The sequence below is a fragment of the Ruegeria sp. J8 genome, assembly GCF_056531925.1.
Genome location: NZ_JBQFMR010000004.1, coordinates 421,480 through 447,333 on the forward strand (window position 1 = coordinate 421,480; position 25,854 = coordinate 447,333).

Sequence of the window (25,854 nt, forward strand, 5' to 3'; positions counted from 1 at the left end):
TATTCTGCATGACTGAACTTAGGAGTTGCACATGACCAAGGTCATCAATTTTCAGACCGATCCATCGCAATATCGCCATTGGCGGGTGGAATATGATGGGCCGGTTGCGAACCTGTTTATGGATGTCGACGAAGATCAGGGATTGTTCGAGGGGTATCAACTCAAGCTGAACTCTTACGATCTGGGCGTCGATATCGAACTGGCCGATATCGTGCAACGGATGCGCTTTGAGCACCCCGAGGTGAAAGTGGTCGTCATGCAATCCGGTAAGGACCGGGTGTTCTGCGCGGGCGCGAATATCCGCATGCTCGGGGGGGCTGCCCACAGCCACAAGGTGAACTTCTGCAAATTCACCAATGAGACGCGCAACACCTACGAAGCCGCCGAAAAAGACAGTGGCCAGAAATATATTGCTGCCGTCAAAGGCGCCTGCGCCGGGGGTGGTTATGAGCTGGCGCTGGCCTGCAACCACATCATGCTGACCGATGACAGCACCTCCTCGGTCGCACTGCCCGAGGTGCCGCTGCTAGCGGTTCTGCCCGGCACGGGTGGGCTGACGCGGGTGACGGACAAACGCAAGGTGCGGCGCGATCTGGCCGATGTGTTCTGCTCGACCGAAGAAGGGGTCAAAGGTAAGCGGGCACTGGATTGGCGTCTGGTGGATGAGGTCGTGCCGAACTCCAAGTTCGACGCCACCGTGCAAGAACGTGCCCGCGAATTCGCCGCTGCGATGCCCAAGCCGGATGCTGCCGGGGTTGTTCTGGGTCCGTTGGACAAGACGGTCGGCGAAGATGGCTCGGTCACGTATAGCCTGATTGAAGTGGCTGTTGATCGAGATGTCCGCAAGGCGACCGTAACGATCAGCGGCCCGGATGCCGACGCGCCGCAGGACATGGCCGCGTTCACGGCGCAAGGGGATCAGGCCTATCTGTTGCGGCTGGCACGCGAACTGGACGATGCCATCTTGCATCTGCGCCTGAACGAAATGGAGTTGGGCCTGCTGGTCTTCCGCACCCAAGGCGACCCCGAGCTGTTTCAGGCGCATGAGGCGCTGTTGCTGGCCAATCGCGATCACTGGTTGGCTAATGAGGTGCTGCAATATTGGAAGCGCCTACTGAAACGGATCGACGTCACTTCGCGGTCGATGTCCGCGCTGGTCGAACATGGCTCGTGCTTTACGGGTATTCTGGCCGAAATCCTGTGGGCGGTGGATCGTACGTATATGATGGAAGACGAGTTCGAAGGCGACAATCGTCCCTTGGCGACGGTCACTTTGACCGATGCCAATTTCGGACCTTTGCCTATGGGCAATGACCTGACCCGGCTTGAAACCCGGTTCTACGGTACGCCCAATGCGGCTAGCCAGATGGAAGACCATAAAAACACCGCGCTGGATGCCGAAGCAGCCGACGAGCTGGGCCTTGTGACGATGATCCTGGATGACATCGACTGGGAAGACGAGATCCGCATCTTCGAGGAAGAGCGCGCCTCGTTCAGCCCTGATGCGATGACCGGGATGGAGGCGAACCTGCGTTTCGCGGGCCCCGAAACCATGGAAACTCGCATCTTTGGCCGCCTGACCGCGTGGCAGAACTGGATTTTCAACCGTCCCAATGCGGTGGGTCCCGATGGCGCGTTGCAACGGTACGGCACCGGGTTGCGCGGCGAATATGACATGGAACGTGTGTGACAGGTTCCGCCCGAGCTTCATCAGGAGAAAGACATGCTAGACGTCATCAACGTAAGTTACGACACTCAGATCCCCAACAATGTCGGCCTGAGCCAGGACCGCAAGGTTCTGAAAGCGCTTGAGAAATGGCATCCCGGTTATATCGACTGGTGGAACAAGCTGATCCCGCAGAACTTTCAGGACTCGATGGTCTACCTGCGCACCGCCGTCAGCGTTGACCCCAAAGGCTGGGCCAAGTTCGACTATGTGAAAATGCCGGAATACCGTTGGGGCGTTTTGCTGGCCCCGCAGGTCGAAGAGCGCATCATTCCAATGGGTGAGCATAAGGGCGAGAAAGCATGGCAAGAGGTGCCGGGCGAATACCGCAACATGCTCAAACGTCTGATTGTCATTCAGGGCGATACCGAGCCGGGCTCGGTCGAACAACAGCGGTTCTTGGGTCTGACAGCACCATCGCTTTATGACATGCGGAACCTGTTTCAGGTCAACGTGGAAGAAGGCCGCCACCTGTGGGCGATGGTCTATCTGCTGCAGAAGTACTTTGGCAAGGATGGCCGGGAAGAGGCCGATGACCTGCTGATCCGGTCCTCGGGCTCCGAAGAAGCGCCGCGGATGCTGGGCGCCTTTAACGAAGAAACACCCGATTGGCTGTCTTTCTTCATGTTCACCTATTTCACTGACCGTGACGGAAAGATGCAGCTGGAAAGTCTTGCGCAATCTGGGTTTGATCCGCTCAGCCGAACATGCCGCTTTATGCTGACCGAAGAGGCCCACCATATGTTCGTGGGCGAAACCGGTGTCAGCCGTATCGTGCAACGCACCTGCGAGGCGATGAACGAGGCCGGTCTGACCGACCCCTATGATATCGGCAAGGTCCGCGATCTGGGTGTGATCGACCTGCCGACGATCCAGAAAAAGCTGAACCTGCACTATTCGCTGTCGCTGGACCTGTTCGGACAAGAGGTTTCGACCAATGCCGCCAACGCTTTCAATGCGGGTATCAAGGGCCGGTATATGGAGAACCGTATCGACGACGACCACATGCTGCAAAGCGACACTTATGCAGTGAAATCCATTGTTGATGGGGCGATCGTGACGCAGGATGTGCCCGCGCTGACGGCGATCAACATGCGGTTGCGCGACGACTATGTCCGCGATGCCTCGGGCGGCGTCGGGCGTTGGAACAAGATCATTCAGAAAGCCGGGATCGAGTTCAATCTGGCCCTGCCAGACGAGGCGTTCCACCGTCAGATCGGCGTCTTTGCCGCGATCAAGGCCAATCCCGAAGGTGATATCATCTCTGAAGCGGAATGGGCCGCGAATGCCGACAAATGGCTGCCGTCCAAGGAAGATGGGGCCTATATCCAGTCGCTTATGGTGCCGTGCTATGAGCCCGGCAAATACGCAGGCTGGATCTCGGCCCCGAAGGTCGGGATCGACAATAAGCCCGGCGATTTCGAATATGTGAAACTGCACATGGCTTGATCTTGGGCCTGTTTGGCAGGGTAGTGGGGACCCCCTCTGCCCGCCGCATCTTGCCAGCCAACGCGGGAAGGACATGGATGATGGCAGCGGAACGTTCCGCACTCAGCGCAGACGAGGCCGAGATACAGCCCAATCACTCGGTGATCCGGGGGCGTTGTCTTGGCTGTGACACCTGTACCGGAATCTGCGCTGCACTTATCGACGCCATGACCCTTCCTGCCCTTATCCAGCGACGGCATAAATCATGAACAAACCCATCAAACAGCACCTGATCGACCCGGAAATCTGTATCCGTTGTTACACGTGCGAGATGACCTGCCCCGAACAGGCCATCGAACATGACGACAACAACGTGGTTGTGAATGCGGATCTGTGCAACTTCTGCATGGATTGCATCCCGGTCTGTCCGACCGGATCAATCGACGAATGGCGCGTGGTGACCGAACCTTACAGCCTGGAACAGCAATATGAGTGGGAGGAGTTGCCGGAACAGGAGGATCTGGGCTCGGATGACGCCGACACCGGGATAGAGGCGCTGGATGATGCGATGGCCGCGTTGCTGGCCGATGCCCATAAGGGTGCTGGTGGCAAATCCAAGGCCCCGGCCACGGCATCGAAACCCACGATCAACCTGTACAATTTGGGCAAACCTGTTCAGGCCGTTGTGCAGGGAAATTACCGCCTGACCGAGGCGTCCTCGGACAGTGATGTGCGCCATATCATTCTGGATTTTCAAGGTCACCCGATGCCGGTTCTGGAAGGCCAGTCGATCGGGATCATTCCGCCCGGCACCACAGGCGAGGGGCAACCGCATCTGCCGCGGCTCTATTCCGTGTCCAGCCCGCGGGATGGCGAACGGCCCGGTTTCAACAATGTCTCACTAACCGTCAAACGCGAAGAGGGCGGCGTTTGCTCGAACTATATCTGTGATCTGAAAAAGGGTGATGCGGTCAATGTCACAGGTCCATTCGGGTCGACCTTTCTGCTGCCTGATGATCCCGACGCACGTATCCTGATGATTTGTACTGGGACCGGCTCGGCCCCGATGCGCGCCTTTACCATGCGCCGTCAGCGCAAGGTGGGCACGATCCACGGTGGCATGATGATGTTCTTCGGGGCGAGAGCGCCCGACAGTTTGCCCTATTTCGGGCCGTTGCAGAAAGTGCCCAAGACGCTGTTGGATCAGCACCTGGTATTCAGCCGGCAAGAAGGTCAGGACAAGGAATATGTTCAGGACAGGATGCTGGCCAAACGGGACATCGTCGCCGACTTACTGCAAGACTCCAACAGCTATGTCTATATCTGCGGCCTGAGGGATATGGAGGACGGGGTTGAGCAGGCCCTGACCGAAATTGCGGCGGGCGTAGGGCAGGACTGGACCGCGCTACGGGACCAGATGCGCGACTCCGGTCGGTACCACGTGGAGACCTATTGATGTCGGCCCGGCCAGCCTCGGCCTATCGACATGATATACGGGTGACATGGGGCGATTGCGACCCAGCCCGCATCGCTTATACCGGGCGCCTGCCATGGTTCACGCTGGATGCGATCAACGCCTGGTGGGAAGAGCATCTGGGTCAGGGCTGGTACCAGCTGGAACTGGACCGCAATGTCGGCACGCCCTTCGTCCGGCTTGAGATGGACTTCAAAGCGCCGGTCACGCCCCGGCACACGCTGGCCTGTCACGTATGGCCCAGTCGGTTGGGCACATCCTCCATCACGTTTCGCGTCGATGGCGAACAGGACAGCCAAATATGCTTTTCGGCCCAAACGGTCAGCGTCTTCATCGTGGCGGACGCGTTTGAAAAACGCCAACCGCCGCAGGATATCCAAGACCTGTTGGCTCCGTTTTTGCATGACGCCGGGCAGACCGGGACATAACCGTTTTCCTTTTTGGTCCGGCGAACGTATTGTGCATTATTATACACATTCGGAATTGCGGAACATGGCGGAAATTACAACCTTCAGCGGGGTGTCGACCCAGATCGACACGGAATCCGAGATCGAACGCAGCATCTCGGCGCTGATGGTGCAGGTGGGCGAACGGGTCCGCAGCGCGCGTGAACGCAAGGGCATTTCTCGTCGGGTTCTGTCCGAAAGCTCGGGCGTGTCACAGCGCTATCTGGCGCAGCTTGAATCCGGAACGGGGAATATATCGATCGGGTTGCTGCAACGTGTGGCGCATTCGTTGGATCACCGGATCGAGTGGTTCGTGGGTGCCGAAGACCCGTGGAACTCCACCAGCCTGCGCGTGGCCGAATTGTTCTCTGCCGCCGACAGCGAAACGCGTGATCAGGTGTTGCAGGCCCTCTCACCCGACAGCGATCAGGCGGGTCGGGCACAGCGCGTCTGTCTGATCGGGTTGCGTGGTGCCGGGAAATCGACGCTGGGCAAACGGGCCGCTGAACAACTGGATGCGCCGTTTCTGGAGCTGAACAAGGAAATCGCCCTGCACGGCGGAATGCCGATTGATGAAATCCTCGCCCTTTACGGGCAAGAAGGGTACCGCAAGCTTGAGGCTGGATCGCTGGACCGAGTGATCGAAAACTATGACCGCGTGATCTTGGCCGTGGCCGGTGGCATCGTGTCCGAGCCCGAAACGCTCAACAAGTTGCTATCCAGTTTCCATACGATCTGGCTGAAGGCCTCGCCGCAGGAGCATATGGACCGGGTGCGCGCGCAGGGTGATGAGCGGCCCATGGCGGGCAATGCCGACGCGATGGAGCAGCTGACTTCAATTCTGGCCAGCCGCGAGGTTCTCTATGCGCGGGCGCGGTTCATGCTGGACACGTCGGGGCGGGCGCTGGACCAGTCGCTGGATGAATTGGTGACGATGATCCGGACGCAAAAGCTGTTGGATGCGTGACCTAGGACTATATCCACACAAAAGTGAACTATAACGCAGAAGGAGCCGATGATGGCCGTGGATGTCTGGCGTCAGGGGGCCGTCGGGTTTGTCAGGCTGAACAACCCGCCTGTGAATGCCATCGGTCTCAGCGTTCGGCAGGGCCTGTGGGATGCGTTGGCTTGGGTTCAGGCACAGAAAGGTCTGTCGCGGGTGGTACTGCATGGATCGCAACGCGTTTTTGCTGCGGGCGCGGATGCGCGAGAGTTTGACGCGCCGCCGGTTGCGCCGCATTTGCCGGAGATTTTGAATGGGATCGAGGCCTCGGACGTGCCGTGGGTTGCGGCGATAACGGGGGTTGCGTTGGGTGGTGGGTGTGAGCTGGCGCTGGCTTGCCGCTATCGGATCGCGGCGCCGGGTGTCCGGATTGGCCTGCCCGAGGTGACGCTGGGCGTGGTGCCCGGCGCGGGCGGCACGCAACGCTTGCCGCGCTTGATCGGGATTGCTGCGGCGGTTGATTTGATTGCAACCGGCAAGCTTGTCCCCGCTGAACAGGCCGAAGCCTTGGGGCTGGTGGACAGTATCGCAGAGGACCCGGTGGATGTTGCGCGGCTTCTGGATGTAGGCACGCTGGAGCTGTCTGTGCCACCCGGATTGCGGGACTGGCCTGCCGCAGATGACACGGCGATTGCGGCCGCGCGCGCCGATGTCGTGCAGCGGATGCCCCACCAGATCGCGCCGCCTCAGGCGATTGATCTGGTGGCCCTGTGCGCCACGACCCCTTTGTCGGACGCAATGGCCCAAGAACGCGCCGCGTTTCTGGACTTGCGGCAAGGCGCACAAGCCCGCGCCCTGCGCCATATCTTCTTTGCCGAACGCGCTGTGAGGGGGCAGGACACTCCCAGCACTAGCCATATCGCAAATCGTATTCTCGCCCGGTACCACGAAGCGGCGGATACGGTGCTGATGGATGGCTCGACCCCGTGGGAGGTGGACGAGGCCATGGTCGAATTCGGCTATACCATGGGTCCCTACGAGGCGCAGGACCTGTCCGGTGTGGACGTCGCTCTTGCCAATCGCCGCGAAAACGCCCCGCGCGACCCGAACCGGCGATATATTCCCATCGCCGACCGGATGATCGAATTGGGAAAACTGGGCAAAAAGGTCGGTGCAGGCTGGTATCGCTATCCCGGCGGAGGAGGCAAGGTTGAGGACCCGATTGTGGCCGACCTCGCGCTTGAAGAGGCGCATTTTGCCAAGATCACCCGCTGCGACTACGCCGTGGATGAGATCATGGACAGGCTGCTTAGCGCCATGATCAACGAAGCGGTCGCCCTGTTGGACGAAGGCATCGCAACCTCGGCCCGCGAAATCGATTGTGCCAGCGTGACAGAACTTGGCTTTCCACGCTGGCGCGGCGGGTTGATGCATTATGCAGACACAATCGGGGCCAAGACCCTTCTGGCGCGATTGGAGACCTACGCGCAAGAAGACAGCCTGGCCTGGGCGGTCAGCCCATCCCTGTGGCGGTGCGCCGAACAGGGTATTTCCCTGTCCGACCGCTTTCCCGGCTAAGGCCTAGCCGATCAGGATATCCGCCATCCGTTCGCCAATGATCACGGTGGGCGCCATCGTGTTGCCGGTTGAAACGCGCGGCATGACCGAGGCATCGGCGATGGACAACCCCTCAAGCCCATGAACTGAGAGGTTGCCGTCGACGACGGACATCTCATCCCGACCCATTTTGCAGGTGCAGCTTTGGTGGAAATAGGTGCCTGCCGCGTTGCGGGCGAAATCCTTCAGGCTGGCCTTGTCCAGCGGCCCCGGCATGACCTCGCGCTTGGCGTATTCGGCCAGTGGCGCGGCGTTGCCAATTTCACGGCACAGCTCGATACAGGTGGTCAGAGCGGTCAGGTCGGCCTCTTCCCGCAAGAACCCGCCGTCGATGGCAAGGGGAGCAGTCACATCAGCGCTGGTCAGGCGCACGCTGCCGCGGCTTTGCGGGCGCACCAGACCCGGCGCAATGGTCCATGCACTGGGCGGAACCTCGGTCTGCGCGCCGGTGACTTCGGATGCATAGGGCACCTCGATGTGGAACGGTTGCAGGTCGGGCGTGTCTAATGACGCGTCGGATTTCCAGAAAAACGTGGCCTCGGCGGCGCTGTTGGCGGGGGGCAGGGGGGTGTTGTATTCCCAGATGCACCCGGCGGCCAGAATGTGGTCCTGAAAATTCTGACCGACGCCTTGCAGGTCGTGTTTGACCTCGACCCCAAGTGGTTTCAAATCCTGCGCCCGGCCGATCCCTGATTGCATCAGGATGCGCGGTGAGTTGATGGCCCCCGCCGACAGGATCACCTGTGATCCGGCGGTGATAGACTGAACCTGACCATCCTTTTCGAAGGTAACACCCGTCACCTTGGTGCCATCCATCGTCAGCGCATGCACGGTCGCCCCGGTCAACAGCGTGATATTGGGCTGGGCCAATGTCTCCCACAGGTAAGAGGCGGGCAGGTTCAGGCGTTGACCGTCGCGGATGCGCACATTGGCCAGTGCCGCGCCGCCGTCGCCCTCCATCATCGCGCCGTTCATGTCCTCGAATGCGGGGATGCCCACGGTCCCGCAGGCCTCGACAAAAGACTGGGCCGAGGGGTTGATGTTGCGCACCTGATCCACGTAAAGGCGCCCTCCGGTTCCGCGTCGGTCGGGGTCGGGCGCGCCTTGCCAGTCCTCGATCCGTTTGTAGATCTCCAGAACCGAGGCATAGTTCCACGCGTCGTCTCCGGTTTCAGCGGCCCAGAAATCGAAGTCATTCTTGTGCCCGCGTGCCCAGATCATCACGTTGATCGAGGACCCGCCGCCGACAACTTTGCCCATCGGCAGGATCAGAGAGCGGCCATTCACGGCATCGCTGGGGTCAGCCGAGTAACCCCAATCCCGCTCGGACCGGATGTTTGTCGGCCAGAGCAGCGGGTTTAGCACCGCGTCGATCTGGTCGGTTCCTCCGGCCTCAAGCACCAGAACGCTGGCGTCGGTTTCAGCGGCCAACCGGCCTGCAACGACGGTCCCGCCCGAGCCTGATCCGATGACGATATAGTCATATTGCGGGGCCAGTGCCTGTGCGTTGTAGCGCTGAGTGATCGCCGCATCGCCCAGGGTTTGCGCCGCAGCCTGAACCGCCAATGCGCTTGCCCCTGTGGCAAGGGCCAGCTGAACAAACCGGCGGCGGCTGATCCGGCCATGCAGCAGACCCGCCTGTAGCGCGTTGAACATATCTCCGGCCAGCAGGTCCAAAGTTGGCTTCAATTTCATCTGTGTCTCCCTGATTTCAAACGGTCCGTTGCTGCGCAACGGTCATGTCTTTTGGTCCGGCCAAAGGGCCGGTTTGGAACGGGGCGAACCCCATCTGGGTCGGAAACTCCTTCAGTGCGGCGACAGGACCCCGAGGGTCACGCGCATCGCATCCGGTAGTCGCGGGGCGTCACTCCGTATTGCGCTCTGAAGTTCCGGGTCAGGCTTTGGTGATGTCCAAACCCCCAACGCAGAGCGATTTCGTTGATCGACATGCGCGCGCAGCGCGGGTTTCGCAGGTCGTCGGCGATCCGGGCAAGCCGCATTTTTCGGATAGTGGACGAGATCGACCGGTTGTCTCGTCCATAAATCTCAGTCAGCCGCCGAACCGACATGCCCATCCCGGCCGCCAGCACGTTCCGGTCAAAAGACGGATCGCGCAGGTTGGCTTGAATGGCGGCATCGGAGCGCAACAGAATCTGCTGTTCGGGCTTGGACAGCTCGAACGCTGTTTCCCCGAGCGAGGCCAAACCGGTCACGAACAGGTCAAGGATGGTCGTCTGCATTGCGTGTTGCACGGCCTCACCTGCGGTATCTGCGGCCTCGACCAGTTGCACCACGCTGGACCCCGCAACGCGCCCGATGGCGCTGTTCCCGGACACTGTGATCCCGGTGAACTGATCCGCATTGGGCAGATGGGCCAGCAGGTCTTCGCGCGGGATTTGCACGACCAACTGACGGAACCCGTCCTGCAGGTCGATGCTGTAGCGATCCGTGCTGCTGTAGAGTGTGAAATCGCCGGGCCGCAGATGCGCCGCCCGCCCGCATTGACTGATGGTGCCTTCCTTGGCGATTTGCAGGCTGATCAGAAAGCTTTCCTCGCTGGCGCGTGAGACGTCCTTTTGACGGCGGCGCACCAGTTGCTGGCTGCCGGTCACAAAGGATGTAGACAGGCGCGACATACGGTTGAGTGAGATCTCGCCGTCGAAGGCCTCGGGGCGGTCGCAGTGGCAATCGAGCATGACGTACGCGTCGCAAACCGCCTCGCGCCAGAATGCAAACCTGTCTTTCCGCCGAACGCTATTGGTGCTGAGCAAAGACGTCATGTTGGAAACCCCATCTCCCGTCAGTTTTCTATCATGAAAACGTTGTTTCAAGAAACCTTGCCGGTATGTCGCCCATTCTGACCCGTCTTTCCGCCCAGATTGAGAAATCGGCCACCCGCAGATGTGCCACAGTACGGATCAGACCCGACCGATACTGAAGGAGATTGCCATGACTGCCCCGTTTAAAGCCGCCGCCGTTCAGGCCGCTCCCGCCTTTCTTGATCTGGATGCCGGTGTCGACAAGGCGATCAAACTGATCGAAGAGGCCGCCGCACAGGACGTCAAGATCATCGCTTTCCCTGAAACATGGTTGCCCGGTTATCCGTGGTACATCTGGCTGGATGCGACTGCGCTTTACATGCCGTTGGTGCCGAAATACGCGGCAAACTCAATCGTGGCGGGCAGTCCTCAGGATAAACGTCTGGCGCAGGCCGCACGTGACAACAACATGCATGTGGTGATGGGGCTGTCATGGAACGTGAACGGTACGCTTTATATGGGTCAATGGCATTACGGGCCGGATGGAGAGGTGATCTCGCGCCGGCGCAAGCTGAAGCCCACTCATGTTGAGCGCACGGTTTACGGCGAAGGCGATGGCAGCGATATGGTGGTCTATGACACCGATCTTGGCCGGGTCGGGGCCTTGTGCTGTTGGGAGCATATTCAGCCTTTGAACAAATACGCGATGTTTGCGCAGAACGAACAAATTCACATCGCCGCCTGGCCCAGCTTTTCGGTCTATGAAGGTGGGGCCTATGCCCTGGGCCCCGAGGTCAATACCGCCGCCAGTCAGGTCTACGCGGTCGAGGGGCAGTGCTTCGTGCTGGCCGCCTGTGCAACCGTGTCCGACGAAATGGTTGAAGCGCTGTGCGACACACCGGTCAAGCAGCAGCTTTTGAAAAAGGGCGGTGGTTATGCTCGGATTTTCGGCCCCGACGGATCGCCTTTGGGCGAGGTCATCCCGTCGGACCAAGAAGGGTTGGTGATTGCCGAGATTGACCTGAACATGATTGCCATTGGCAAGGCAGCAGCAGATCCCTGCGGGCATTACTCGCGCCCCGACGTGTTCAGACTGATGTTCAACAACAAACCCAGCCCGCCGGTCATGGCCTTTGACAATGAAGACGCGCGCGAATTTGCGGGCGCAGATGGTCGGACTGCATCACAAACAACGCAGGACGGTGCCGAAACCGCGACATGATACGAACCTGATCCGGCGCATTGAACACAATTGATCGCGCTCGGCAGATAATCCTTGCAAGGGGAAGGATGCACCTGATCTTGTGTCCAGATGCTGGCGAGCTTTTGGGGGGAAAGAGCGTGCAGGACGGGCAGGACAAAGACTACGAACGCGAGCTGCGAATTCACGAGGCACTGGACGTTGCGTCGACGACGCCTGTATTTGCACTGTCTTTCCTGATGGCATTTGTCGTTATGATTTTGCAGTTCGGCCCTGCAAACCTGACCCTTCCCGCGATCGTATCTTTGGCCTTGTTGCTGGCCATGAATGTAATGGGGATGAAAAGTTATTACGCGCTGCGTAATAAGCCCAGGCCCAAGTCGATCTCGAAACGTCGCTTGAAAGTTATCCTCATTACCTCCGTGATCCTTGGAACGACATGGGGCAGCTTTAATTTCTTCATGATGCCGGTTTTGGCGCCGCACGAGCAGATGGTTCTGTATCTGTTCGCCTTTATCGGCGCGTTTGGCGGTTCTACGACTTTTTCGCTGAGGGTGACGTGGGGCTTCTCCAGCCCGGTCCTGTTTCTGACCTGGCTGTCCATGCTGCTGTGGGGACCGCTGGAGTGGTATTTCAACACGCTCACAATCTTGGGCACGGTTTTGGCGATTACGCAGCTCACGTTCCTGACCAGAAAAAGCGCAATCAACGGGATCAAGTTGAGTTTGGCGAATACCAAAGCGCTGAACGAACAACTTAAGGCCGAAGGCCGGATACGTGAACTTGCTCGCATCCCTGAAGAGAACCCCAACCCAGTCTTGCGAATCAGTGATGAGGGCAAGCTTATCTACGCCAACCGGGCCAGCGCACCATTGATCAAGGCGCTGGGTTTCAAGGTTGGCGCGCAGGTCGCAGCCGAATGGCGCGAGCGGGTCTCGCGCGGCATGACCGAGGACGAGCGGCAGGATTTCGAACATGCCGCCGGCGACTTGATCTACGCGCTGTTGCTTTGGCCGGTCCCGGATGGGGGCTACGCGAATGTCTACGGCCGCGACATCACCACACAGAAACGGGTCGAAAGTGAATTGCGCGTCGCCCGCGACATTGCAGAGGCGGCCAGTCAAACCAAAAGTTCGTTCCTTGCCAATATGAGTCACGAGCTGCGCACGCCCCTGAACGCCATCATCGGTTATAGCGAGTTGATGCTTGAAGAAGCGATAGACCAGAATGATGAAGCCAACCTGAACGACCTGAAAAAGATTCAGTCCGCAGGGAAACATCTGCTGGCGTTGATCAACGACGTTCTGGACCTGTCCAAGATCGAAGCGGGCAAGATGGAGTTCACTCTGGACACGTTCGACATCTCTCAGATGATCAACGACGTCAGTACCACGGTGCAACCTTTGGCCGAGAAAAACGACAACACGCTGGAAATCTCGTGCCCCGAAGATTTCGGCGAGATGGTTTGTGACCTGACAAAGGTCCGACAGGCGCTGCTGAACCTACTGTCCAATGCCTGCAAGTTCACCGAAAACGAGAAGATCACGCTGTCGGTCGTGGAGTCTAACGAAGGCGGTCAATTGGAATTTGCCGTTACCGACCGTGGGATCGGTATGTCACCAGAGCAGGTTGACCGGATTTTCGATGCCTTTACACAGGCCGATTCCTCGACCACGCGCAACTATGGCGGCACTGGGCTGGGTCTGTCGATCACCAAAGCCTTTTGCGAGCAACTGGGCGGCGATATTCACTGTGACAGCACGTTGGGTGAAGGGTCGACCTTTACCATCCGGCTACCGCGCATCTGCAAGGACCCGTCCGCTGATCTGTTGCAACGGGCCGAATATACCGAGGGCAGCGTGAACAGCGATCCAAACGCGCCGCTTGTTCTTCTGGTTGATGACGATCCGACTGTGCATGATCTGCTGGGGCGGCGTCTGGTTCGCGAAGGCTATCGCGTGCTGGCTTCGACCAACGGTGATGAGGCTTTGGAACTAGCACGGACAACGCGGCCTGACGCTATCACTCTGGATGTTTTCATGCCCGAGATCGACGGCTGGGCAGTGTTGTCCAAACTGAAAGAAGACCCAGAACTGGGGAATATCCCGGTTATCATGCTGACTTTCGCCGAGGACCGAAAACGGGGCCTGTCTCTCGGGGCCAGCGAGTATCTGGACAAGCCGATCGACACAGTCGCGCTGCTGAAGGCCCTCAAAGAGCATTGCCCAACGCAACCAACCCCGACTGTCCTGGTTGTCGAAGACGAAGCTGCAACCCGCGAATTGATCTGCCGCGTCCTCGGCCGGGAGGGTTGGCAGATCGACGAGGCCGTCAACGGGCTGGACGCGTTGCAACGCTTGTCTGAATCTGTTCCAGACGTGATCCTCTTGGACCTCATGATGCCCGAAATGGACGGGTTCGAGTTTCTGGCCGGAATGAAGAAAAACCCCGACTGGAAAGATATACCGGTCATCATTGTGACCGCCAAAACCCTATCCAGCGAGGATCGAATACGCCTGAATGGATCGGTCGATACGCTGATCCAAAAGGGTGGGGACGAAATTGAAACCATTCTTGCCCAATTGAATGAGATTCTGCTCACCTCCAGGTCTGAGGAAACGTGAGCAGAAGAACTCTTTTTAACAGCTCGATTGGTGGAAACACACCTTGGGCCAGACCTTTCCAGCCGAGCGCAGCCAGAGCGTGTGAAGACTTCGCGATCCAGCTTGGCTATATGATTGCGGGGTTCTATTCCAGATAAAGCGCTGTTGCCCCCGCGATCTGAGGTGCAGCAGCGAAAGTGTTGCTCATTCTTGGCGGCTGCGCATGGCTTTGGCGCGCTCTGTATGCAGCTTGCGGAAATGTTCGTCAGATTCGGGGGTGCCGTCATGAAGGCTGCCGAACCATTTATCCAGGGGCACGTTGCTTTCGCCGAAATTTACGTTGTGATAGCGGTGGTGCAGATAGTGCATATAGCGGTCATTGCGCAGGGCCAGCTCATCTCCAAACACGATTTCATCGAATCCTGAATGGCTGACTGCAGGGCCGAGGGCAGTCTGGAACCCGTTGAACATCATGTGCAGCGGATGGCTGGGTACGATCACGTGAATCAGCATGCATGAGAAATAGATCAGATGTTCAACCGGATGCATTGCCAATCCGGACCAAGGGCCGACATTCACGTTCTTGTGGTGCAGGAAATGTATCCAGTCATACAGTGGTTTCCAATGGATCAGCCGGTGAATCCAGTAGAAGTGAAAGTTGCGCCAGAACGGAATTGCCATCATGAGAAGGCAGAACAGGATCGGATGCTCGGCCGGATCAAGATAGGGCATCCAGCCATTTGCATAGCCCCACCACAGGAAACATTCGTAACCGGTCCAGATCAGTGTACCGACCTGCGCCCAGAAAATATTGTCCCAGACCTGATCACCGAAAAGGAAAGTCGCGTTGTTCTTTGCCTGCCAGTTGGCGTTGTACTTTTTTAGACGCCCCTGCATTTTGAAACCGCAGAACCACAGGTGGATTATCCCAGTCCAAACCCAGATCAGCACAAGATTGCGCAAGAATATCTCACCCATCCAACCAAGTTGGAAAGTTTCCATGCGCGACAGTTCTGGCGTGAACCAGACATAGCAGACGCCGATCAGGACCATGTAAATGGCAAACCACGGAAAGAAAAACCCCGGAAAACCGGTTAGCCATTTGAATATCTTCGGGAAATTCAGCGGATCGTCCAGCAGCGGTTCAAGAAAAACCGGGCGGCCCGACCACCATTCACCACGGCGGTTTCGTTCCTGACCATGTTCGTCAATCGTGATCTTGGGTTTTTTCGCCATTTCATGTCCTTCCCACACCCAAACCCGGAAAAAAGGGCGCTACTGACCTTATACTCGGATAGAGAGGAGCCTGCATTCCGTCAACAAAAGTTTCGAAACTGTCTTAGAATGGCGAAAAAAAAGACATCTCCCAAAATAATCTTGACGTGACTTCAACCTGTCCTTACGCCTTTTGAAATGGACGACTCCTCTGCCCTGCAATCCTCGCCGGATATTTACGACAGCCTGCGCGATGGGCTGATCTGGGGGCGATGGAAGTCTGGGGAACGTCTGAAACCTCAGCACCTCAAGGTCGAGTTCGGCAGCACCACCGCAGCCCTTCGTGAGGCATTATTGCGGCTGGCCGGAGAAGGTTTTGTCGAAAACGAAAAGAACCATGGTTTCCGCGCAGTCGAGCATTCGGAAGACACGTTTCGGCAGGCGGCGCATCTGCGGCTTTTGCTGGAATGCGAAGCGGCTGAAATGGCGTTGAAACAAGGGGATTTCGAATGGGAAATGGCGCTGAACGCGGCGCATCACAACCTTGAATTTATCGAGGTGCGTATGGAGCAGGCGGATGATATTGAACCGTTTCTCAGGCGCTGGTCCCGGCAGGACTGGGTGTTTCACAGCACATTGTTGGGGGCGTGCAAATCTGATCTGCTGATGCAGACCTACAAGTCCGTCTACGACACGTTTCGAATGTACGCCGTATCCCGGATCGCCGGGTTCGGGTTCTCGCAGGTCACGCGGGGCGAACATCGGGCAATTTACGATGCTGCCATCGCCCGCGACTTGCCTGCTTGCCTTGATGCGATACGCGCGCATTTGGCGTTGTATGAAGACAATAACCGCCTGCCAGACAGGTTGGCGCCCAAGGGAGGAAAAGGGACATGAGCAAGATTGCTTTGGTGACGGGCGGCGGCTCTGGCATTGGCAAGGCCTGTGCGGTGAAGCTGGCCGAAAACGGATACACGGTTGTGGTCACCGGACGGCGGCAGGAACCGCTGGACGAAACTGTTGCTGCCATGGGCGGCGGGTTAGCTTTGGCCTGCGACGTGACGGATGCGGCACAGGTTGATGCCCTGTACGACCAGATCAAACAGGCGCATGGGCGTTTGGATGTCCTGTTCAACAACGCCGGCAACAATGTGCCCGCAGCGCCGATTGGGGATATCCCACCCGAGGATTTCCTGACCGTGATGAACGTAAACCTCTATGGAGCGTTTCTGTGCGCGCGGGGGGCGTTTAACCTAATGCGCGATCAGGACCCGCAGGGCGGACGGATCATCAACAATGGCTCGATCTCGGCTGCGGTGCCCCGACCCGGATCAGCGCCCTATACAAGCTCCAAACATGCGATCACGGGCATGACCCGGTCGATCTCGTTGGATGGTCGCCCGTTTAATATCGCGTGCGGCCAGATAGACATTGGCAATACGGCGTCCGAAATGACCTCGAGAATGTCCGGCGGTGTGCCGCAGGCGGACGGGTCGATAAAGCCTGAACCAGTGATGAGTGTCGAGAACGTGGCGCAATCAGTTCTGCATATGGCCGATCTGCCGCTTGAGGCGAATGTCCAGTTCATGACCGTCATGGCCACCAACATGCCTTTCATCGGGCGCGGGTGACGCAGGTGGACACCATTTGTGCATCGCATGGCCATGACGCATTTCACAGAATCTGAGGGCTGATATGGCCGAGAAAATCCGCGCCTGTTCAACGGGCGACATCGAAGAAGAAGACGTCTTACGCCTTGATCATGGGGACAAAAGCCTGATCATCATCCACGGCCCTGACGGAAATTTTTATGCCACCGATGGTTATTGCACCCACGAAAAGCAGCACCTGTCCGACGGGCTGGTGGACGAGTTCAACATCGAATGCCCGCTGCATTTCGGGGCCTTTGATTACCGCACCGGCGACCCCACCGCAGCACCAGCTTGCGAGGCGCTGAAAACCTACCCTGTCGCTGTTGAAGGCGACGATGTTTATGTTGAGATCTGAACCATGACCCTATTTGACCTGACCGGAAAAACTGCCCTTGTCACCGGATCCTCTCAGGGGATCGGATTTGCGCTGGCGCGAGGCTTGGCCGAGGCCGGTGCCTCGGTGGTGTTGAATGGCCGCGATACGACCAAACTGGATGCAGCCGTTGCCAAGCTGGCCGGCGAAGGCCACAGCGTCACGGCGCTGCCCTTCGACGCCACCGACCATGCGGCCGTCAAGGCTGCTGTGGACGGGTATGAGGGCACGGGGCAGATCGACATACTGGTCAACAACGCCGGGATGCAGTTTCGGACAGAACTGGAGAATTACCCCGCGGAGATGTTCAGCAAGCTGCTGGAGACCAATATCTCAACGGTCTTCAACGTTGGGCAAGCTTGTGCGCGGCATATGATCGGCCGCGGTGCGGGTAAAATCATCAACATCGCCAGCGTTCAAACCGCGCTCGCCCGGCCCGGCATTGCGCCTTACACCGCGACCAAAGGCGCCGTAGGCAATCTGACAAAGGGTATGGCCACTGACTGGGCCAAGCATGGGCTGCAATGCAACGCAATCGCGCCGGGCTATTTCGATACGCCCCTGAATGAGGCGCTGGTCAACGATCCCGAATTCTCGGCTTGGCTGGAAAAACGCACCCCGGCGGGCCGCTGGGGCAAGGTCGAGGAACTGGTGGGGGCCTGCGTGTTCCTATCGTCCCCGGCATCCAGCTTTGTCAACGGACATACTCTGTTCGTGGACGGCGGCATCACGGCGAGCTTGTAAGCCATGCGTGCGATTGTCATTCACTCCGCCCGCGACCTACGTATTGAAACCCGCGAAGTGCCAAAGCCAGGATCCGGTCAGGTTCGCATCAAAATGGCCGCAGGGGGTATTTGCGGCTCGGATTTGCATTATTACAACCACGGTGGTTTTGGCACGGTGCGCCTGCGCGAGCCGATGATTCTGGGGCATGAGGTTTCGGGTCACGTCGAGGCGTTGGGCGAAGGTGTCAACGGGCTGGCAGTTGGCGATTTGGTTGCCGTGTCCCCATCGCGGCCCTGCGGGAATTGCCAGTACTGCGCCGAGGGTCTGCGCAACCATTGCGAAAACATGCGGTTTTATGGCTCTGCCATGCCGTTCCCGCATATTCAGGGCGCGTTCCGCGAGGTTCTGGTGGCAGATGCCAGCCAATGCGTGCGGGCAACGGGCCTGACGGCGGGTGAGGCGGCGATGGCCGAGCCGCTCTCGGTTGTGCTGCATGGCACCCGGCGCGCGGGAGAAATTCTGGGCAAGCGGGTTCTGATCACCGGCAGCGGTCCCATTGGCACTCTGGCTGTGCTGGCTGCACGTGCAGCAGGGGCGACCGAGATTGTCGTGACCGACCTTGAGGATAACGCGCTTGGCTTTGCGTCTCGGGTGGGTGCCGATCGGGTCATCAACGTGGCGCAAGATAGCGACGCGTTGGCCGCCTATCAGGCGGGCAAAGGCACCTTCGATATCCTCTACGAATGTTCCGGCAACCCCCAGGCGCTGGCCGCGGGCATTGCCGCGCTGCGTCCGCGCGGCATCGTTCTGCAACTGGGTCTGGGCGGAGACATGACCATCCCTATGCAGATGCTGACCGCCAAGGAACTGGACCTGCGCGGCTCGTTCCGGTTCCACGAGGAATTCCCCACCGCCATTGCCCTGATGCAGAATGGCAGCCTGGATGTGAAACCGCTGATCTCGCACACGGTGCCTTTGGATCAGGCGCAGGCGGGCTTTGACCTGGCGGGGGATCGAACGCAGGCAATGAAGGCGCAAATCGCATTCGGATAGGAGCCCCAAGCGAAATCCTTTTTTAGAAGCTCAGGACTCGGAATGAGAGACCAATTTGCTGGGCAATGCCCCAGTTAAACAGCTTGCCGCTGAGTTCGATCAGGTTCAGCGGTCCCCACTACGGGATCATGACCAAATACCAAGACTTTGTGTTGCACGCAGGCCAGGCTCGGCGCGTCGTTCTCCACCAAGATGAAACGATTGTGGCTCTAAATAACGCAAAAAATCGGACTATCTGCCCGACTTATTGAACTGCAAATGGGGTAAGGCTTTCCTTGAACTGTTCAATGAACTCTAACGTCACCAGCGACGGTTGCTTCAGGATAGGCCGGACGAGCGAAAGGGTATGTGGAAGTTCAGGCGTGAACGGTCGAAAGCTAAGACCACGTGAGGCGTATTGCACGGCGTCCAACTCGCTGACGACAGAAACGCCTACGCCTTTCATGGCCAGCTCGCAGGCCGCGGTAAACTGCCTGACCTCGATATGCGAATTCAACGTCGCATTGACGTTGTGAAAGGCTTTGGAAAGCCTGCTGAAGAAATCGCTGTCTCGTCGGGTGTGGATCAGTTTGCAGTCAGCAAGATTCGCTGGTGCTATGGTAGACAGGTTTTCAAGGTGATGTCCTGTTGGGAAAACGCAAACGGTGCGGACGTCGATGTTGTTGCTTTCAACCGCAGGATGACCGTTGAAACTGTCTGTTATGCCGAAATCATATTGCTCTCCGATCATCCATTCCAGAATGCGCTCTGGCCGGTCCGGTTCGATCGTCAAAGTCACTCCGGGTCGATCTTTTAAAAACCCTGCAACCACGTTGGGCAGATGGCTGGTTGCAAATCCGGGAAGGCAGGCAACGCGAATATGCCCTGCCTTGCGCTGCGTGATGTCCTGGCTGACATCCGAGATTTGATTCATCAACTCAAGGACGCGTTCAACGCTAGGCAGGAGGTAGCGCACCTCTTGCGTGGGAACCAAACGACCTTCTCGACGGTCGAAAAGTTGAAACCCAAGCGACTTTTCAAGATCTGAAAGTAGCCTGCTGACAGCCGGTTGGCTTACGCCCAAATCGACTGCGGCCGCCGTGACCGAGCCATTGGTCGTCATGGCCATCAGTGCTTCCAATTGCCGGACCCGCAGAGTTTGGTTCATCGCTGTTTCCAATCGTTCCCAAGCTTTCATAACACCATGTTATTTTTTTATCCATCAGATCGGACTTGAATTATAATTCTGTGCGTTTAACGTCGGGAAATCGTCATGTGTGCCGAAGCTGTTGAGCGGTCGGTATTCAACGAAGCATCGAACCTGATGCATGGGAGGAATCATAAAAAAGAAATTTCTCGGCGCTCTTGCCGTAACAACTGCTTTGTCTCCGGTGGCGGCAATGGCGCAGACCGAAGTTCAGTTCTGGCACGCTTTCACAGGTCGTCTGGGTGAGCTTGTGAAAGCCCAAGTGGAAGAATTCAACGCAAGCCAGGATGAATTTGTCGTGGTGGAAAGCCACAAGGGTAACTACTCGGAAACCTTGAACGCAGGCATCGCGGCGTTTCGCGCGGGGGAACAACCCCACATCCTGATGGTGTTCGAAGTCGGCACTGCCACGATGATGTCCGCCGAGGGAGCTGTCAAACCTGTGTTTGAGGTCATGGCCGAAAGCGGCGCATCCTTTGACCCCGACGCTTATATCGGCGCTGTCAAAGGCTATTATACCACCACCGATGGCGACATGCTGTCCTTGCCCTTCAACTCGTCGACGCCAGTTCTGTGGGTCAATCGTGACGCTTTCGAAGCTGCCGGTGTTGATCCCGACACCGACCTGTCTACGTGGGAAAATGTCGGCGCGGTTTTGGATCAGTTGAAAGCAGGCGGTGAAGACTGCCCGCTGGTCACCGCTTGGCAGAGCTGGATTCACCTTGAAAACCTGTCCGCATATCACGACGTCCCGTTTGCCTCGAAGGACAATGGGTTTGCCGGTCTGGACACCGAGTTGATGTTGAACGGGCCCACGCAGGTCGCACACCTGACTGCCATGGGTGATTGGGCCAAGGACGGAAAATTCATCTATACCGGTCGCCGCAACGAAGGCGGAGCCAACTTCCGGTCTGGCGAGTGCGCACTGTTTACCGAAAGCTCAGCGGGCTATGCGGGCATCAAGGCCGAGGCCCAGTTCGACTTTGATGTCCGCCCGCTGCCCTATTGGTCTGGCGTGATCAGCGAGCCGCAGAACACGATTATCGGCGGTGCTTCGCTTTGGGTGATGGAAGGCCATGAGGACGATGCATATAAAGGCGTTGGCGAGTTTCTCAGCTTCCTGTCGACCTCGGGTGTTCAGGCCGATTGGCACCAGAATACCGGCTATCTGCCGATCACCGCCGAAGCCGGTGTCGAGACGCGCAATGCAGGGTTCTATGAAGAGAACCCTGGCACTGATATTGCCGTGATCCAGATGACCGCGAAAGAGCCAACCGCTAATTCCAAAGGTCTGCGTCTTGGGTCGTTCGACCAAATCCGCGGCATTATCGACGAGGAACTTGAGGCGATCTGGTCGGGAGAAAAGACCGCACAAGAGGCGATGGACAGTGCAAAAGAACGCGGAGACGCCCTGTTGCGCCGCTTTGAGACTGCAAATCGCTAGAATTAAAGGCACATGTGGGCCGGTCCTGGCCCACATGTTTATTTGCTGATGGGCCTCTAGGATGGAAAAACGCGTCACCTTTCGCGGCTGGCTTTTGCCACTAGCACTGATCGCGCCGCAAGTCATCATCTCGGCCGTTTTCTTCTTTTACCCCGCAGGTCAGGCGATCTGGCAATCTTTGTTTATCCCCGACCCGTTCGGGTTATCTTCGCAATTCGTTGGATTGGGCAATTTTGAATTCCTGCTCAGCGACAAGTTCTATCGTGCGTCTTTCGTGACCACCGCGGTGTTTTCGACGCTGGTCACACTCTGCTCAATGATTCCGGCGCTGTTTCTGGCGGTTTTGGCGGATCGGCTGATCAAAGGATCGGGCGTCTATCGGACGCTGTTGATCTGGCCCTATGCGGTCGCGCCTGCTGTGGCCGGGGTGTTGTGGCTGTTCATGTTCAACACTCGCGTCGGCGTGATCTCATGGTATCTGGGCCAGCTTGGCTATGATTGGAACCACGTTCTGAACGGGACCGAGGCGATGGGACTGGTCGTCGTAGCTTCGGCCTGGGGGCGTATCAGCTACAACTTCCTGTTTTTCTTCGCAGCCCTGCAATCGGTCCCCAGATCGGTGATCGAGGCCGCCGCGATCGACGGCGCCCGCTTTTGGCGGCGGTTCTTCACCATCGTGTTGCCATTGCTGTCGCCAACCGCGTTTTTCCTGCTGGTGGTGAATGTGGTCTATGCGTTCTTTGAAACCTTCGGGGTTATCCACACGATCACCGGGGGCGGGCCGCAACAAGCCACGACCATTCTGGTCTACAAGGTCTTCTCCGACGGGTTCGTGGGGCAAGATCTGGGATCGTCCTCGGCCCAGTCGGTCATCCTGTTGGTCGTAGTTGGCCTTCTGACCGTCATCCAGTTCAAATACGTGGAAAAGAGGGTGCACTACTGATGGCCGCCCAACAACACGGAATGGTCGAGAAACGCGGCGCGGGAATCTGGCTGACCCATGCCTTCATGATCCTGGGCGTTCTGATCATCTTCTTTCCGATCTGGCTGGCCTTTGTTGCCTCGACTGTCACGCAGGCTGATATCGTGTCGCCCCCTATGCCGGTGACGCCAGGGGACCAGTTCTGGGTGAACTACAAGGCGGCGCTGTTTTCAGGCGTCAACGTGCCCGTGGCGACGATGCTGTTCAACAGTCTGGTGATGGCCATCGGCATTGCCGTGGGTAAGATCATCATCTCGCTGCTGTCGGCCTTTGCGATTGTTTACTTCCGCTTTCCCGGTCGTCAGACATTTTTCTGGATGATCTTCATCACCCTCATGCTGCCGGTCGAGGTGCGGATCGTTCCCACATTCGAGGTTGTGGCCGGGTTTGGTATGCTCAACAGCTATTCGGGGCTGATCTTCCCGCTGATCGCTTCGGCCACCGCGACCTTCCTGTTCCGTCAGTTCTTTCTGACCATTCCCGGTGAATTGGCCGAGGCCGCGCGTGTCGACGGTGCCCGCCCGTTGCGGTTTTTCATTGATATTGTCGTGCCCATGAGCCGCACCAATATCGCGGCGCTGTTCGTGATCTTGTTCATCTATGGCTGGAACCAATATCTGTGGCCGCTGCTTATCACCACCGACCCGGAAATGAACACCATTGTAATGGGCATCAAGCAGATGTTCCCTTCGGGCGATGATTTTGCCCATTGGCCGACGATCATGGCCACATCCATACTGGCGATGATCCCGCCGGTCATCGTCGTCGTATCCATGCAAAAGCTGTTTGTGCGCGGCCTTGTCGATAGCGAGAAGTAAGAAATGGCAACTGTAACCCTGCAAGACGTCAAGAAAAGCTTTGGTCCCACGGATGTGATCCACGGCATCGACATCGACATTGCCGACGGAGAGTTCATTGTGATCGTCGGCCCGTCGGGCTGTGGGAAATCTACGCTTTTGCGCATGGTGGCCGGTTTGGAAACCGTTACTTCGGGCGAAATCCGCATTGGCGATGAGCGCGCCAATGAGAAAGAGCCGATGGACCGCGACATCGCGATGGTGTTCCAGAATTATGCGCTCTATCCGCATATGTCGGTGCGCCAGAACATGGGCTATGGGCTGAAGATCGCTGGACTGCCTAAGACGCAAATTGATGCGAAAGTGACCGAAGCGGCCAAGCTGTTGCAGCTTGAGCCATTGTTGGATCGAAAACCCAGACAGTTGTCCGGTGGCCAGCGTCAACGGGTGGCAATGGGTCGGGCCATTGTTCGCGAACCAGCTGTTTTTCTGTTTGATGAACCGCTCTCGAATCTGGACGCCAAGCTGCGCGTGCAGATGCGCCTTGAAATCCGTGAACTTCAGGAAAAACTTGGGATTACATCCCTGTACGTGACGCATGATCAGGTCGAAGCCATGACAATGGCGGACCGGATGATCGTGATGAACGCAGGCGTGGCCGAGCAGATCGGAACTCCGCTTGAGGTTTACGAAACGCCGAAAACACTGTTTGCAGCGCAATTCATCGGCAGCCCCGCGATGAATATTTTTGACGCGCACCGCGACAACGGATTGATCAAGGTTGGGGATATCGAGATTGGCCCTGCACAAGGCCCGGATGCCAACCTAATGCTGGGTATCCGTCCCGAACATTTGTTTGCTGACAATAGCGGCCCCTTTGAAACCAGTGTACAAATGGCAGAGCCGTTGGGCGCAAACACGTTGCTACACGGCCTCCTTGCCAACTCTGGCGCTACAATCACGATCAGTCTTCCGGGCGTCCACCCTATCGAAGGTCACCACCCGAAAATGCGGTTTTCGGTTGCGCCCAAGCATATGCACTTGTTTGACAGCAAAACAGGTAAGCGGCTGGAAAGCTGATACCGTCCCCGCGGAACAGGGTTTGTGGGTTCAAATGATGTCCTGGCCTTGGGACATGCTGGTCCCTTACGGCATCGACGCTCTATTGAACTTTCGGCACGGTCCTGATGCTGTACTTTAATTTCGCGGTCCGGCCACGCTGTTTCGCGAAACGATCCTGTGATCCAAATAGACCGAGCCGGTCGAAAAGGGTTTCTTTTCAAGTTGTTCCAGCAATATTTCCATGGCGCGTTGTCCAATAAGGTTCCGGGCCTGATGCACTGTGGTCAACTCAGGCTGGAAAATGCGAGCGAAAGGGACGTCGTCAAAACCCATGACGGATATATCATCCGGTACCGAGTAGCCGTGCTGTTGCAGGCTTCGTATGACCCCCATGGCGGATTCGTCGTTTGCGCAAAACACGGCAGTCGTGTCGGGCCAGTTTTTTGCCAGGTGGTGCCCTGCGTGTTCACCGTCTGAGTATACGAAGCCTCCGTCTATGAGGCGAATGTGGTCTGACAGCCCCGCTTCGGTCATTGCCTTCACATATCCATCTCGCCTGTCTTTGGTCAGCGTATTGTCCTGAGGTCCGGTGACATGGGCGATTTTCCGGTGACCTTGTTCAATCAAGTACCGTGTGGCGTCGAATGCGGCCCTTTCATTATCCGTGCCAACGTGCGGATAAGGTGTTCCGTCCAGGCGTTCTGAGATCGAAACGGCAGGGGTGCCTTCGGGTAGCATTCCGTCTGGGGGCGCTTCCCCGTTCAGGATCAAGGCCCCGTCCGCGCGTCCATTGCGCAGGTTTTCGAGGATATTCGCGTAGCGCGTGCTATCCCCGTTTGTGTTGCCTATCAGAATTGTCAAATTTGCGCGGGTGGCAACCTCTTCGATACCGGAAAGGATTTTCGAGAAGAAGGGGTTGGAGATATCCGGGAGGATGACAAGTATAGTCCCGGACCTGTTGCGACGCAGCATCTGTGCAGCAGTATTGACGCTGTAGCCTGTTTCCGAAACGGCGGCAAACACTGCATCCCGTGTTTTTTTAGAAACGATATCAGGGGATTGCAGCGCCCGACTTACTGTAGCCGTCGAAACTCCGGCCACCCGTGCGACGTCCCGAACCGTGGGTCTGTTGTTCGATTTCTTTGTCATGTCAGCCAGTAATAGCAG

The 25,854-nt window shown here is 57.7% G+C and carries 23 protein-coding genes; 18 read left to right on the forward strand and 5 right to left on the reverse strand.

Annotated elements, in window-relative coordinates:
- Positions 1-31 precede the first annotated feature (31 nt).
- From boxC to ACR0L1_RS11665, 7 genes are all read left to right on the forward strand, one after another.
- Positions 32-1,690: a 2,3-epoxybenzoyl-CoA dihydrolase gene (boxC, locus tag ACR0L1_RS11635; protein ID WP_480858941.1), complete on the forward strand. Its 1,659-nt coding sequence runs from the start codon at positions 32-34 to the stop codon at positions 1,688-1,690.
- 33 nt (positions 1,691-1,723) lie between these two features.
- Positions 1,724-3,175: a benzoyl-CoA 2,3-epoxidase subunit BoxB gene (gene boxB, locus ACR0L1_RS11640; RefSeq protein ID WP_170355230.1), complete on the forward strand. Its 1,452-nt coding sequence runs from the start codon at positions 1,724-1,726 to the stop codon at positions 3,173-3,175.
- 80 nt (positions 3,176-3,255) lie between these two features.
- On the forward strand, positions 3,256-3,423 hold the full coding sequence (locus ACR0L1_RS11645) for a hypothetical protein (protein WP_480504018.1): 168 nt from the start codon (positions 3,256-3,258) through the stop codon (positions 3,421-3,423).
- Complete coding sequence (gene boxA / locus ACR0L1_RS11650) at positions 3,420-4,610, forward strand: benzoyl-CoA 2,3-epoxidase subunit BoxA (protein ID WP_480858943.1); 1,191 nt, start codon at positions 3,420-3,422, stop codon at positions 4,608-4,610. The genes ACR0L1_RS11645 and boxA overlap by 4 nt, the downstream gene beginning before the upstream one ends.
- Positions 4,610-5,056: an acyl-CoA thioesterase gene (locus tag ACR0L1_RS11655; RefSeq protein WP_480504021.1), complete on the forward strand. Its 447-nt coding sequence runs from the start codon at positions 4,610-4,612 to the stop codon at positions 5,054-5,056. Before boxA ends, ACR0L1_RS11655 begins: the two co-directional genes overlap by 1 nt.
- 64 nt (positions 5,057-5,120) lie before the next feature.
- Positions 5,121-6,041 (forward strand): helix-turn-helix transcriptional regulator, encoded by a 921-nt coding sequence (locus ACR0L1_RS11660; RefSeq protein ID WP_170789409.1) that lies wholly within the window; start codon positions 5,121-5,123, stop codon positions 6,039-6,041.
- Between the two features lie 51 nt (positions 6,042-6,092).
- Positions 6,093-7,595 carry an enoyl-CoA hydratase-related protein gene (locus ACR0L1_RS11665; RefSeq protein ID WP_480858946.1) on the forward strand — a complete coding sequence of 501 codons (1,503 nt, stop codon included), beginning with the start codon at positions 6,093-6,095 and terminating at the stop codon, positions 7,593-7,595.
- A gap of 3 nt (positions 7,596-7,598) precedes the next feature.
- Here ACR0L1_RS11665 and ACR0L1_RS11670 read toward each other — a convergent pair whose 3' ends face one another.
- Both ACR0L1_RS11670 and ACR0L1_RS11675 read right to left on the reverse strand, forming a co-directional pair.
- Positions 7,599-9,329 carry a GMC family oxidoreductase gene (locus ACR0L1_RS11670; protein ID WP_480858948.1) on the reverse strand — a complete coding sequence of 577 codons (1,731 nt, stop codon included), beginning with the start codon at positions 9,327-9,329 and terminating at the stop codon, positions 7,599-7,601.
- Positions 9,330-9,466: 137 nt separating this feature from the next.
- Positions 9,467-10,414 (reverse strand): AraC-like ligand-binding domain-containing protein, encoded by a 948-nt coding sequence (locus tag ACR0L1_RS11675; protein ID WP_480504026.1) that lies wholly within the window; start codon positions 10,412-10,414, stop codon positions 9,467-9,469.
- A gap of 169 nt (positions 10,415-10,583) precedes the next feature.
- Here ACR0L1_RS11675 and ACR0L1_RS11680 point away from each other — a divergent pair, with 169 nt between their 5' ends.
- Together ACR0L1_RS11680 and ACR0L1_RS11685 are read left to right on the forward strand one after the other, a co-directional pair.
- Positions 10,584-11,615, forward strand: a complete 1,032-nt coding sequence (locus ACR0L1_RS11680) for a carbon-nitrogen hydrolase family protein (protein ID WP_170789413.1) — start codon at positions 10,584-10,586, stop codon at positions 11,613-11,615.
- A gap of 68 nt (positions 11,616-11,683) precedes the next feature.
- Positions 11,684-14,218: a response regulator gene (locus tag ACR0L1_RS11685; protein ID WP_480858951.1), complete on the forward strand. Its 2,535-nt coding sequence runs from the start codon at positions 11,684-11,686 to the stop codon at positions 14,216-14,218.
- 183 nt (positions 14,219-14,401) lie between these two features.
- Here the strand turns inward: ACR0L1_RS11685 and ACR0L1_RS11690 are convergent, their stop codons facing one another.
- Positions 14,402-15,433, reverse strand: a complete 1,032-nt coding sequence (locus ACR0L1_RS11690; protein ID WP_480858952.1) for a sterol desaturase family protein — start codon at positions 15,431-15,433, stop codon at positions 14,402-14,404.
- Between the two features lie 177 nt (positions 15,434-15,610).
- On the opposite strand from ACR0L1_RS11690, the gene ACR0L1_RS11695 reads away from it, so the two are divergent.
- The 5 genes from ACR0L1_RS11695 (at position 15,611) to ACR0L1_RS11715 (ending at position 19,216) form a co-directional block, all read left to right on the forward strand.
- Positions 15,611-16,309 carry a GntR family transcriptional regulator gene (locus tag ACR0L1_RS11695; RefSeq protein ID WP_170771650.1) on the forward strand — a complete coding sequence of 233 codons (699 nt, stop codon included), beginning with the start codon at positions 15,611-15,613 and terminating at the stop codon, positions 16,307-16,309.
- On the forward strand, positions 16,306-17,043 hold the full coding sequence (locus ACR0L1_RS11700) for an SDR family oxidoreductase (RefSeq protein WP_170771648.1): 738 nt from the start codon (positions 16,306-16,308) through the stop codon (positions 17,041-17,043). Before ACR0L1_RS11695 ends, ACR0L1_RS11700 begins: the two co-directional genes overlap by 4 nt.
- Before the next feature lie 64 nt (positions 17,044-17,107).
- Entirely contained in the window at positions 17,108-17,419 is a 312-nt protein-coding gene (locus ACR0L1_RS11705) for a non-heme iron oxygenase ferredoxin subunit (protein ID WP_480858954.1), read from the forward strand.
- A gap of 3 nt (positions 17,420-17,422) precedes the next feature.
- Positions 17,423-18,181, forward strand: a complete 759-nt coding sequence (locus tag ACR0L1_RS11710) for an SDR family oxidoreductase (RefSeq protein WP_170771643.1) — start codon at positions 17,423-17,425, stop codon at positions 18,179-18,181.
- Between the two features lie 3 nt (positions 18,182-18,184).
- The gene (locus ACR0L1_RS11715) at positions 18,185-19,216 is read left to right on the forward strand and encodes an L-idonate 5-dehydrogenase (protein WP_480858955.1); all 1,032 of its coding nucleotides are present in this window, start codon (positions 18,185-18,187) and stop codon (positions 19,214-19,216) included.
- Positions 19,217-19,460: 244 nt separating this feature from the next.
- Here ACR0L1_RS11715 and ACR0L1_RS11720 read toward each other — a convergent pair whose 3' ends face one another.
- The gene (locus ACR0L1_RS11720) at positions 19,461-20,363 is read right to left on the reverse strand and encodes a LysR substrate-binding domain-containing protein (RefSeq protein ID WP_480858957.1); all 903 of its coding nucleotides are present in this window, start codon (positions 20,361-20,363) and stop codon (positions 19,461-19,463) included.
- Between the two features lie 172 nt (positions 20,364-20,535).
- Between ACR0L1_RS11720 and ugpB the strand changes: the two genes are divergently transcribed.
- From ugpB to ACR0L1_RS11740, 4 genes are all read left to right on the forward strand, one after another.
- Positions 20,536-21,846, forward strand: a complete 1,311-nt coding sequence (gene ugpB / locus ACR0L1_RS11725) for a sn-glycerol-3-phosphate ABC transporter substrate-binding protein UgpB (protein ID WP_170771637.1) — start codon at positions 20,536-20,538, stop codon at positions 21,844-21,846.
- A 61-nt stretch (positions 21,847-21,907) separates the two neighbouring features.
- Positions 21,908-22,789: a sn-glycerol-3-phosphate ABC transporter permease UgpA gene (gene ugpA / locus ACR0L1_RS11730; RefSeq protein WP_170771635.1), complete on the forward strand. Its 882-nt coding sequence runs from the start codon at positions 21,908-21,910 to the stop codon at positions 22,787-22,789.
- A gap of 20 nt (positions 22,790-22,809) precedes the next feature.
- Complete coding sequence (ugpE, locus tag ACR0L1_RS11735) at positions 22,810-23,646, forward strand: sn-glycerol-3-phosphate ABC transporter permease UgpE (RefSeq protein ID WP_480858990.1); 837 nt, start codon at positions 22,810-22,812, stop codon at positions 23,644-23,646.
- A gap of 3 nt (positions 23,647-23,649) precedes the next feature.
- On the forward strand, positions 23,650-24,705 hold the full coding sequence (locus tag ACR0L1_RS11740) for a sn-glycerol-3-phosphate import ATP-binding protein UgpC (RefSeq protein ID WP_480504041.1): 1,056 nt from the start codon (positions 23,650-23,652) through the stop codon (positions 24,703-24,705).
- 117 nt (positions 24,706-24,822) lie between these two features.
- Here ACR0L1_RS11740 and ACR0L1_RS11745 read toward each other — a convergent pair whose 3' ends face one another.
- Positions 24,823-25,836 carry a LacI family DNA-binding transcriptional regulator gene (locus ACR0L1_RS11745; RefSeq protein WP_170783165.1) on the reverse strand — a complete coding sequence of 338 codons (1,014 nt, stop codon included), beginning with the start codon at positions 25,834-25,836 and terminating at the stop codon, positions 24,823-24,825.
- Positions 25,837-25,854: the final 18 nt, after the last annotated feature.